The sequence below is a fragment of the Allobosea sp. genome, from assembly GCF_030694325.1.
GTDB lineage: Bacteria > Pseudomonadota > Alphaproteobacteria > Rhizobiales > Beijerinckiaceae > Allobosea.
Map to the genome: position 1 here is coordinate 22,991 of NZ_JAUXYO010000182.1, position 10,638 is coordinate 33,628.

Below are 10,638 nucleotides of genomic sequence, written 5' to 3' on the forward strand. Positions count from 1 at the left end.
ATTTTTTGGCTAAAATTGGATATCAATCCACTGACAATGAAAAGACCATATACGATTACTACACTGTTTTCATGGACATTTGGCTTGAACGATCGAGAAAACTGAACCGTCATGATGAACGGCAACAGAATTAGTACGCCTATTATTTTCGATAAGATGATTTTTCGCGGCGACTCATCAATATAAAACAACAGACGTCCAGCCACAAAAAGAAGAGCCGGCACAATCAAAAATCCCAGTAACTCACCGCTCATAATTTAGCCCCGTCACACTAACCCACATTGAGCCGCTTACCTCGGTTCCAGAGCCAGAACGGCAGCCCCGAGAGCAGCGCCCTCACGGCCGCCTCGCTCTGATGCAATCCGTTGAGCGAGACGCGCGGCAGGGCGTGGCGGTTGTCGGCATGCTCCGCGAAGAGATGGCCCGGCCGCGTCGTCACCGCGCTGGCGAAGCCCGCCGCCTTCGCCAGCGTAAACTCCCGCGGCCCGGCCGAGGTCGGATCACCGACCGGATAGGCGAAATGGCGGATGGGGAGGCCGAGCTCCGCTTCGAGCCGGGCCTTGCTGTCGCTGATCTCGGCGCGGGCGAAAGCCGCGTCATGCTTGGCCAGCATCGGATGCGTCAGCGTGTGGGCACCGATGGTCACGCCGGGCGCGCCGGCCAGCGCCCGCAGCGTCTCCCAGGGCAGGCATTCGCGCTCCACGAGCGCGGTGGGGTCGATGTCGGCCTGTGCCGTCAGATCCGAAATCGCCGACAGCAGAATCGCTTCCGGCTGTTTGCGCAGACGCCAGTAGAGCCTGTCGAACGCGCGCTGCTTTTCGGAATCACTCGCCGTCCGTGCCGTGAAGGGGCCGTCCGGCAAGGAGAGAGAGAGCGTCGGCAGCGCGCGGATCGCCTCCTCCAGCTCCAGCCACCAGAGCCGCGCCGTGCGGTCGGCGAAGCCCGGCGTGACGAAGAGCGTCCAGGGCGCGCCATGTTTCGCCAGCACCGGCCAGGCGTGCTCGACAGTGTCGCGGTAGCCATCGTCGAAGGTCAGCGCGACGAAGAAGCGGCCAGGGCGCGGCGCCGCAAGCCGGGCAAGCGCCTCGTCCAGCGAGACCAGATCGTAGCCCTCGGCGCGGACCAGCGAGAGGGTGCGGTCGAGGAAGTCGGGCGTGATCTCGAGGAGGCCGTTGGGCCGGAAGCCACCCGCGCCCTGCGGCCGGACATGGTGCAGCGTCAGGATGACGCCGCGGCCCTGCCCGAGCCCCCTGCCCCAGCGGTCGGCGCCCGTGGCCGCGATCGCCCTGAAGACGGCGGAGAAGGCAAGGTGGCGCAGGTTCATCTGTCCGTTCCGCGGCAACCGCCCGCTAACGCTGTTGTCCGATGGCGGCGCCATCTCAGGCGATCTCGGGCGATCTTGGCCAGTCCGTTCACAATAGCGGGTTAAGGAGGCGGCATCGCCGTTGCTCCCGAGGCTTTCAGATCCATGTCAGCGCTCGTCGAACCCAGTCCCTCCGCTCCGACGCAGCGCCGCACGGACGCGCCGGTCGCGCGCGCGCCGGGCACCGCGAAGATCTGGGCGAGCCTGTCGGTGGTCGAGGAGATCGCCGCGCTCGCAGACGAGTGGCGAGCGCTGGAAGACCGTGCCCTGGTGACGCCCTATCAGGCCTATGGCTGGGTGCGGCCCTTCGTCGAGACGGTCGGCGCGGCCGAGCGCATGGCCTTCCGCCATGCCGTGCTGCGCGATGCCGGCGGGGCGATGCTGGCGATCCTGCCGCTGGTCATCACCCGCCGCAGCGGCATCCGCTTCGCCGAGTTCATCGGCGGCAAGCACGCCAATTACCATATGGGCATCTATGATCCCGCCTTCGCCGCCGGTCTCGACGCCGCCGGCGCCCGGCTGATGCTGGCCGAGATCGGAGCCGCGATCGGCGGGCTCGACGCCTTCATCTTCGTCAACCAGCCGACGCAGTGGCAGGGCGTGCCCAACCCGCTGGCACAGCTCGCCGGCGGGCCGAGCCCGAGCGGCGCCTACAAGCTCGCCCTCGTGCCGGGCGATGGCGAGGGCTCGTTGCGGCGCTCGATGAGCAGCCACGCCCACATTTAGCTCAAGAACAAGCGCTACCGCTTCGTTGCCTACGGCCCCTCCGAAATGGTGCGGGCCCGCACGCCGGCCGAGATCGCCCGCGTCATCGACGCGTTCCTCCGGCAGAAGGCGGCGCGTTTCGCGATGATGGGCATCGCCGATCCCTTCGCGCCGCCGGCCGTGCGTCGTTTCCTGGAGCGCGGCGCGCAGGCGGACGGGGACCGGCCGCCGGTGCTGGAGCTCTATTCGCTCGATGTCGCCGGGCAGTCGGTCGCGACCTATGTCGGCGCCGTCCAGGCCGGGCGCTTCTCCGGCATGGCGACCTCCTTCGCCATGGAGAGCGAGGTGGCGAAGACGAGCCCGGGCGAGATCCTGCTGGTCGACCTGATCCGGCTGAAATCGCGCGAGGGCATCACCGTCTTCGATCTCGGCGTCGGAGAAGCCCGCTACAAGACGACGATCTGCGACGAGCGCGACAATCTCGTCGACAGCTTCCTGCCGCTGACCGCCAGGGGCCATGCCTTCGCGCTGTTCAGCCGGGCCAAGCGCGAGGCGAAGCGGCGGATCAAGGCGTCGCCGGTGGCGCTGAAGCTCGCGCACCGCGTCTCGGGCTGGCTCAGCCGCGGGCGCAAGCCCGCCGCCGACGAGTAGCCGGGCTCAGAGGGGCGCCGGGTCGCGCTCGCGGATCTCGCCCATCCGGGCCGGCTCGGGCGCGTCCAGCATCAGGGTGACCGGCGCGCGGGTCAGGTCCGACAGGCGATAGGCCGCCTCGACGGCATGGCCGTTGCCTAGCTGGCCGGCCATGACGAGCCCGCCCTGGGCGCGCTTGGCCAGGGGGCTGAGGACCTGCGCCTCGTCGCTGGAGGCTGCGGCGACGAAGACCCAGTCATAGGTCTCGCAAAGCGCATCCAGCGCGACCTCGACGAGATCCGGCGCCGCCAGCACGGCGTCGCGGCCGGCGCGACCGGGGCCGATGCGGTGCAGCCGCGAGCCGGGCTGGCGGGTGATGATGTCGGAGAACAGCGCCTCGCCCGCCAGGAGCTCGGAGAAGCCCGGCTCGCCGCGGCCCTCATCGGCCGCGAGATCGACGATGATGCAGCGGCAGCGCTGCGACAGCAGGTCGGCGAGGGCGTGCGGCGTGGTCGCGCCCTCCCCCGATCCGTCGAGGACGAGCACCATGGGCGCCATGCCGCGGGCCGGCTCGTCGATGCGCTCGGCGAGATCGGCGAGCGTCTGCTCGGGATGGGCGAGGTCGAGCGTGATTTGCCCCAGCCGCCCGCCATGGGTGAGCAGGCCCGCGACGCGCTCGCGACGGGCCTCGGCCTGCGATTCCTCGCTGCGATGCGCGCCGGTGCCGCCGCCGCCCACCCAGCCCGGCGTGCGCCGCAGCTGGCTCGGGGGCTGGTCGCGCTGGCCGTTCAGGAGCTCGCGCGAGACCACGGTGGCCAGCGCGGTGAGGAAGGTCGCCAGCGTCACGACCAGCACCGTCGGCAGCTTCTTCGGGAAGGAAGGCTCGGTCGGCTCGATGGCGCGCGAGATCACGCGGGCATCGGCGGGGGTGGCGTTCTGGGTGTCGCGGGCGACGGCCTCGCGATAGCGCAGCATGTACTGCTCGAGCTGCTCACGCAGCGTCCGCGCCTCGCGCTCCAGCGCGCGCAGCTGCACCTCGCTGTCATTGCCCGAGGAGACGTTCTTCTTCTGGCCGTCGAGGGCGGCGGTGAAGCTCTCGACGCGCTGGCCGGCGATCTTGGCCTCGTTCTCCAGCGTCCTGACGGTGCGCTCGGCGGCGGCCCGCAGCTGGCCCTCGAGATCGGCGAGCTGGGCGTTGAGCTCCTTGATGCGCGGATGCTCGGAGAGAAGATTGCGCGATTCCAGCGCGATCTGCGCGCGCAGGTTGACGCGCTGCTCGATCAGGCGCCGCACCAGCTCGTTGTTGGCGACATCGGGAATCTCGAAGGTGCGGCCCTGTCTGATCGCATCGCGGATCAGACCGGCCTTGGCCTGCGCCTCGGCCTGCTGGCTGCGGGCGGCGGAGAGCTGGGTCGACAGGTCGCCGAGCTGCTGGGCGTTGATCGTGGTGTTGTTGGACCCGACGAGCAGCCCGTTGCGCGAGCGGAAGTCCTCGACCTTGGCCTCGGCCTCGCTGACGCGCTGGCGCAGCGGCTCGATCGTGGTCGAGAGCCAGGAGGAGGCGCTGCGGGCGGAATCCTGCTTGGCGGCCTCCTGCAGCTCGAGATAGGCGTTGGCGATGATGTTGGCGCCCTTGGCGGCGAGCGTCGGATCCTGCGAGGTGAACTCGACCGCGACGATGCGCGAGCGCCCGACCGGATAGACCAGCAGGCGATCGTAGTATTTCTCCAGCACCCGGTCCTCGGGCGAGCGATCGGCCGGATGGCCGCCGAGCCCGATCAGGACGCCGAGCTTGCGCAGCGCGTTGAGCGCGCCGGCACCGGAATCGAATTCCGGATTGCCGACGAGGCCGATGCGCTTGATCGCCTCGCGCGCCAGGTCGCGCGACATGATGATCTGGACCTGGCTCTGCACGGCCTCGGAGTCGAACTGTCCGACGCTGTCGGTCGAGGACTGACCGGGCAGCGTGAAGAAGGTGCCGCGGTTCTCCAGCAGGATGCGGGCCTCGCCGGTGTAGCGCGGCGTCACCAGATTGACCGCGACGAGGGACAGGCCCAGCGCCGCCAGCGTCGGCCCGATGATCCAGGCGCGGCGGCGCTTGATCGCGGCCCAGAGTGCCGTGAGATCGAGCATGTCGCCGCGGCCGTCATCGCGCGCGGCCGGCTCGCGCAGATCATCCCTGACGTGGCTCTCGGTGTGAGCGGTCATGACCCATCCATTCACGCAAAACTCTCGCGCCCTGGACAGGGCGCAGTCGCGATCAGAACCCAGTAAGGTTAGTGCCGGGTTAAGAGGCCGGCTCGCGCCTGTATCGATCCCGGCCAGACAGGATCGGGCGGAAGCTTTTCTTAACCATATCGCGCTCATGCTTCGCGCAGCTTCGCATGGGTATTGCTTGTGATGAGTCGACGTCTCGCTTCCCTCGCTCTGGCCGTCGCCATGACGGCGGGCGCCTGCGCGCCGCGCGTCGGCCCGTCCGACTACGCGCTGGCCCAGCCGAGCGGCCCCTATCGCCTCGCGACGGGCGACCGCCTGCGCATCATCGTCTTCGGACAGGACAACCTCTCCAACATCTATGCGGTCGACGGCTCGGGCCGGATCGCGATGCCGCTGATCGACGCCGTCGAGGCCCAGGGCCGCACCACCCGCGAGTTGGAGCGCGCGATCGAGGCCAAGCTGCGGGCCGGCTACCTGCGCGAGCCGAAGGTCTCGGTCGAGGTCGACACCTACCGTCCCTTCTTCGTGCTCGGCGAGGTCACCAATTCCGGCCAGTTCCCCTACGTGCCCGGCATGACCGTGCAGACCGCGGTCGCCATCGCCGGCGGCTTCACCCCGCGCGGCCAGCGCTCCTATGCCGAGGTGACGCGCCAGATCGAGGACCAGTTGGTGACGGCGAGCGTGCCGATCACCTATGCGGTCCAGCCCGGCGACACCATCGTCATCAAGGAACGCTGGTTCTGAGCCTGCGCAGAGAGCCCCGATGACGGACGCGCCGCGCCTGCGGATCCTGCATGTCTTCCGGGCGCCGCTCGGCGGGCTGTTTCGCCACGCCATCGATCTCGCGAGGGGCCAGGCCGAGCGCGGCCACGCGGTCGGCATCTTCTGCGATTCGACGACCGGCGGGCGCCGCGCCGACGAGGTCTTCGCGGAGCTATCGGGCCTGCTCTCTCTCGGAATCACGCGCGTGCCGATGTCGCGCTACCCGAGCGTCACCGATGCGCGCGCGCAGCTCAGCGCGATGCGCCTGCGCAGCCGCCTTGCGCCCGACATCGTCCATTGCCACGGCTCCAAGGGCGGGGTGTATGGGCGGATCCCCGCCCTCGTCAGCCCCGGGCGGCGCTATGTCACGGCCTACACGCCCCATGGCGGCAGCTTCAACTACAAGCCCGGCAGCACCGAGCATAAGGTCTACATGGCGGTCGAGCGGCTGCTCGAGCGCGCCACCGACATGTTCCTGTTCGAGAGCCGGTTCATCGCCGGGCGCTTCGAGGCCTATATCGGCCATATGCCGGCGACCGACCACCGCATCGTCCTCAACGGCATTTCCGACCCCGAATTCGAGCCGATCGACCATAGCGATGCGAGTTTCGACCTCGTCTATCTCGGCGAATTGCGTTCGGCCAAGGGGATCGACACCTTGATCGAGGCGCTTAGCCTGCTGAAGAGCCGTGACCGCATGACGCCGCGCATGCTGATCGTCGGCTCGGGGCCCGACGAGGCGGAGCTGCGCGCACTGACCGTCTCACGCGGCATCGCCGACCAGTGCGTCTTCGAGCCGCCGGGGCCGATCCGAAAGGCTCTGTCGCGGGCGCAGGTCATGGTCGTGCCCTCGCGCGCCGAATCCCTGCCCTATGTCGTGCTCGAGGCGGCGGCGGCGGCCCAGCCTCTCGTCTCGACCGATGTCGGCGGGATCAACGAGATCTACGGGCCGCGCCATCGCCAACGGCTGATCCAGCCGAACGATCCGGTTGTCATGGCCGAGGCGATCGGCCGGGCGCTCGCCGCGCCGGAGGCGGATCGTCATGCGGAAGCGAGCGATCTCGCCGCCCATGTCCGCGACACCTTCCGGCTCGCCCCGATGATCGACGGCGTCACCGCGGCCTATCGCGACGCGCTGGCGAGGCGCCGGAGCGCCTGACCGCTCAGAGCAGCTTGAGCGCGACGACACCGACGAGCACGAGCGCAATCCCCGCCCAGCCAGTGGGCCGGATGCGCTGGCCGAAAACCAGCGCGCCGATGATCGCGGTGATGACCAGCCCGGCTCCGCCCCAGACCGCATAGGCGACCGACAGGTCCATGCCACGGATCGCCTGGGCGAGCGCGGCGAAGGCGCCGATCACGAGCGCGATGCCGGCCAGCCCGGGCAGACGCCGGCGCATGCCGTCGGAGAGCTTGAGCAGGCAGGAGCCGAGAACCTCGAGCAGGACCGCCAGAACGAGCCAGGCGAGAGCCAGTGTCTGCGGCAAGAGCGCGGAGGTCATGCCGGCCTCCCCTGCGCCGTGCGGACCGGGGCGTCACCGACGCCACGCTCCAGCAGGAGGATGCCGGCCAGGATCGCGGCCAGAGCGACGATCCGCCCCGCCGTCAGATGCTCGCCGAACAGGAGGTGGCCGACGACGGCGATGCCGACGATGCCGAGCCCTTCCCAGACCGCATAGGCCACGGCGAGCGGGATGACCCGCAGCGCGATCGAGAGCAGGGCGAAGGACAGGCCGATCAGGGCCAGCGGCAGGAACGCCACGAGCCAGGGGGCGGACACGACGGATTTCAGCGCGGCCGTCGCGGCGATCTCGACGGCGATGGCCGCGAGCAGGAATAACCAGTGGGAAGACATGTTGCACACGGGCGAAGCCGGCAACGGGCGCCACGGAGGCGGCGCCGGAGGGCTCAGCGAAAGTTCGGGTTTGAGATCAGCATCCGGTGAAAAAGGCTTTCGGAAACTGGATCCCGAAAGCAGCACGGCGACAGCGATCCGACGGCAGGGCCGGACCTTCGGTCGCGCGAACATGTGCTTCTCAGACACTCATCACGGAGCGATATAGCCTCGCGATTGCTTTGCGTCAACCTCAAACGTCTTTTTTCGATCCCCTCGACCGGAGGGCGACGCCCAAAACATCCAAATTCGACTGCAACAATACCTTGATCGGAATGGGAAAAATCCGGGTTCCGCGCCGGGGCTGCACACGCCCTCAAGCCCATTCCCTCGCCGCCGGTTTCTCGCCCCGCGAAACAGCGATTGGTCGGATTAAGCCTTCCGTGAGCATTTTCCGGTAGGCCATCGGCTGACCGGCTGGGGGCCATGCGACCGGCGACGCCGACCGCGACGGGGATGTGACGTCATGGGTGCCTTCGATGTCCGCGATCTGATGAAGGCGGATGCGGCCGCCTCGGCCACGCCGGAGATGTTCGGCCCGGCGCGGAGCGGGACGCGCGTGTTCCATCCGCTCGCCGAGCGGATTGCGGCGATCCCCGTGAAGCCGACGCTCTCGCCCGTGATGATCGAGGGTCTGGTGCGCCTGCTCGACGTGCTCGCCATCCTGGCGGCTGGAGGGCTGATCTACTGGCTCTATGCGGCCGGCAACACCGAGAGCACCCTGCCCTACCAGATCACGGTGCCGGCGCTCGCGGTCGGGGCGCTGGCGGCCTTCCAGGCGCTGCATCTCTACCATGTGGGTGCGCTCCGGAACTTCATCGCCATGGCGGTGCGGCTCGCCAGCGGCTGGACGCTGCTGTTCCTGATCACGCTCGCCGCCTTCTTCTTCCTCAAGATCGGCGACCAGGTCTCGCGCGTCTGGCTGCTCGGTTTCTACAGCGTCGGCGCCGCCGCCCTGCTCGGCGAGCGCCTGGCGGTTACGCTGGCGGTGCGCCATCTGACGCGCTCGGGCCGGCTCGAACGGCGGACCGCCATCGTCGGCGGCGGCGAGGGCGGCGAGGCACTGATCAAGGCGCTGGAAGCCCAGCGCGACACCGGCTTGCGCATCTGCGGCGTCTTCGACGACCGCAACGACGACCGCTCTCCCGATCTCGTGGCCGGCTATCCCAAGCTCGGCACGATCGACGACCTCGTCGAGTTCGCGCGGCGCACCAAGCTCGACCTCGTGATCTTCACCTTGCCGATCTCGGCCGAGGCACGTTTGCTGGCGATGCTGCGCAAGCTCTGGGTGCTGCCGATCGACATCCGCCTCTCGGCGCATATGTCGAAGCTGCGCTTCCGGCCGCGCTCCTATTCCTATTTCGGTGCGGTGCCGGTGCTCGACGTGTTCGACCGGCCGATCGCGGACTGGGACATCGTCGTCAAATGGACCTTCGACAAGGTCGTCGGGGCGCTGGCGCTGATCGTCCTCTCGCCGGTGATGCTGGCGACCGCGATCGCGATCAAGCTCGACTCGAAGGGGCCGGTGCTGTTCCGCCAGAAGCGCTACGGCTTCAACAACGAGCAGATCGAGGTCTTCAAGTTCCGCTCGCTCTATCACGAGATGACCGACCACAACGCCGCCAAGCAGGTGACGAAGGACGATCCGCGCGTCACCCGCGTCGGCCGTTTCATCCGCAAGACCTCGCTAGACGAACTGCCCCAGCTCTTCAACGTCGTGTTCAAGGGCAACCTCTCGCTGGTCGGCCCGCGGCCGCATGCGCTGCATGCCACCGCCTCCAACCGCGCCTATGAGCAGGTGGTCGACGGCTATTTCGCCCGCCACAAGGTCAAACCCGGCATCACCGGTTGGGCGCAGGTCAATGGCTGGCGCGGCGAGACCGACACCGAGGACAAGATCCAGCGCCGCGTCGAGCACGACCTCTACTACATCGAGAACTGGTCGGTGCTGCTCGACCTCTACATCCTGATCAAGACGCCCTTCTCGCTGATGACCAAGAGCGAGAACGCCTATTGAGCGCGCTGGCCGACAGGGGCGGTACGGAGCCGGCGCGCCGCGGCGGCCTGCGCATCTCCTATGCAGCGCTCAAGCGCGGCGCGCTCTGGCTGCTGACCGCCTCGAGCGGGCTGGCGCTGATCGAGCCCTCGCCCTACGAGCTCGTGTTCCTGCTGGCGGTCTTCGTCTTCGCGATCACCGGCATCCGCTTCTCGCAGAAGCTCCTGCCGCTGGCGCTCTTGCTGCTGCTCTACAATATCGGCGGCACCTTCTCGCTGATCCCCTGGATGGATGAATCGGCTTCGGTGCGGTTCACCGCCGTTTCGGTCTACCTGATGGTGACCGCGGTGTTCCTGGCCGCCATCATGGCCGACGACGCGGTCGGGCGGCTCGAGACGCTGCGCCGGGGCTATCTCTTCGCCGCCTGGGGCGCGGGCCTCGCCGGCCTGCTGGGCTATTTCGACGTGGCGGGGCTGGGCTCGGTGTTCACGCTCTATGGCCGCGCCTCGGGCACCTTCAAGGATCCCAACGTGCTCGGCCCCTTCCTGGTGCTGCCGATCATCTATGTGCTGCAGCACATCCTGACCGGCCGGCTCGGGCTGATGCGCGGGCTCCTGCTGATGAGCGTGCCGCTGGTCGCGCTGTTCCTGACCTTCTCGCGCGGCGCCTGGGGCAATCTCGTCGCCGCCGCGCTGCTGATGATCGCGCTGACCTTCCTGACCGCCCCGAATGCGGCGCGGCGCGCGCGGGTCGTCGCGCTGACGCTGACGGCGCTCGGCCTTCTGACGGTCGCGCTGCTCTTCGCGCTCTCCTTCGAGAACATCCGCAGCGTCTTCGAGGTCCGCGCCAGCCTCGTCCAGGAGTATGATGGCGGCGTCACCGGCCGCTTCGGCAACCAGTTGCGTTCGATCCCGCTGCTGCTGGAGGAGCCCAACGGCTTCGGGCCGCTGCGCTTCCGCTGGCTGTTCCCGGAGGATCCGCACAATGTCTACATCAACGCCTTCGCCTCCTATGGCTGGCTTGGCGGCTTCGCCTGGCTCGCCTTGACCGTGGCGACCGTCCATGCCGGCT

General features: G+C 68.3%; 9 protein-coding genes and 1 pseudogene. 6 read left to right on the plus strand and 4 right to left on the minus strand.

From position 1 onward, the window contains the following. Positions 1-271: 271 nt before the first annotated feature. Positions 272-1,324, minus strand: coding sequence for a polysaccharide deacetylase family protein (locus Q8M82_RS11505; protein WP_305691491.1), 1,053 nt, complete (start codon positions 1,322-1,324; stop codon positions 272-274). A gap of 144 nt (positions 1,325-1,468) precedes the next feature. On the opposite strand from Q8M82_RS11505, the gene Q8M82_RS11510 reads away from it, so the two are divergent. Both Q8M82_RS11510 and Q8M82_RS11515 read left to right on the plus strand, forming a co-directional pair. Further along, the gene (locus tag Q8M82_RS11510) at positions 1,469-2,089 is read left to right on the plus strand and encodes a GNAT family N-acetyltransferase (RefSeq protein WP_305691492.1); all 621 of its coding nucleotides are present in this window, start codon (positions 1,469-1,471) and stop codon (positions 2,087-2,089) included. A 12-nt stretch (positions 2,090-2,101) separates the two neighbouring features. Next, positions 2,102-2,719, plus strand: a pseudogene (locus tag Q8M82_RS11515) (GNAT family N-acetyltransferase); the annotation flags it as partial. A gap of 6 nt (positions 2,720-2,725) precedes the next feature. Here the strand turns inward: Q8M82_RS11515 and Q8M82_RS11520 are convergent. Continuing rightward, complete coding sequence (locus Q8M82_RS11520; protein WP_305691493.1) at positions 2,726-4,906, minus strand: GumC family protein; 2,181 nt, start codon at positions 4,904-4,906, stop codon at positions 2,726-2,728. Between the two features lie 192 nt (positions 4,907-5,098). On the opposite strand from Q8M82_RS11520, the gene Q8M82_RS11525 reads away from it, so the two are divergent. Together Q8M82_RS11525 and Q8M82_RS11530 are read left to right on the plus strand one after the other, a co-directional pair. Continuing rightward, complete coding sequence (locus tag Q8M82_RS11525; RefSeq protein WP_069054808.1) at positions 5,099-5,659, plus strand: polysaccharide biosynthesis/export family protein; 561 nt, start codon at positions 5,099-5,101, stop codon at positions 5,657-5,659. A gap of 19 nt (positions 5,660-5,678) precedes the next feature. Next, complete coding sequence (locus tag Q8M82_RS11530; RefSeq protein WP_305691494.1) at positions 5,679-6,836, plus strand: glycosyltransferase; 1,158 nt, start codon at positions 5,679-5,681, stop codon at positions 6,834-6,836. Between the two features lie 4 nt (positions 6,837-6,840). On the opposite strand, the gene mdtI is transcribed toward Q8M82_RS11530, so the two are convergent. Continuing rightward, positions 6,841-7,179, minus strand: coding sequence for a multidrug/spermidine efflux SMR transporter subunit MdtI (mdtI, locus tag Q8M82_RS11535; RefSeq protein WP_305691495.1), 339 nt, complete (start codon positions 7,177-7,179; stop codon positions 6,841-6,843). Further along, positions 7,176-7,532 carry a DMT family transporter gene (locus Q8M82_RS11540; RefSeq protein WP_305691496.1) on the minus strand — a complete coding sequence of 119 codons (357 nt, stop codon included), beginning with the start codon at positions 7,530-7,532 and terminating at the stop codon, positions 7,176-7,178. Before Q8M82_RS11540 ends, mdtI begins: the two co-directional genes overlap by 4 nt. Positions 7,533-8,037: 505 nt before the next feature. Between Q8M82_RS11540 and Q8M82_RS11545 the strand changes: the two genes are divergently transcribed. After that, the gene (locus Q8M82_RS11545) at positions 8,038-9,588 is read left to right on the plus strand and encodes an undecaprenyl-phosphate glucose phosphotransferase (RefSeq protein ID WP_305691497.1); all 1,551 of its coding nucleotides are present in this window, start codon (positions 8,038-8,040) and stop codon (positions 9,586-9,588) included. Further along, a partial coding sequence (locus tag Q8M82_RS11550) for an O-antigen ligase family protein (RefSeq protein WP_305691498.1) occupies positions 9,585-10,638 on the plus strand: 1,054 nt, incomplete at its 3' end. The genes Q8M82_RS11545 and Q8M82_RS11550, both read left to right, overlap by 4 nt.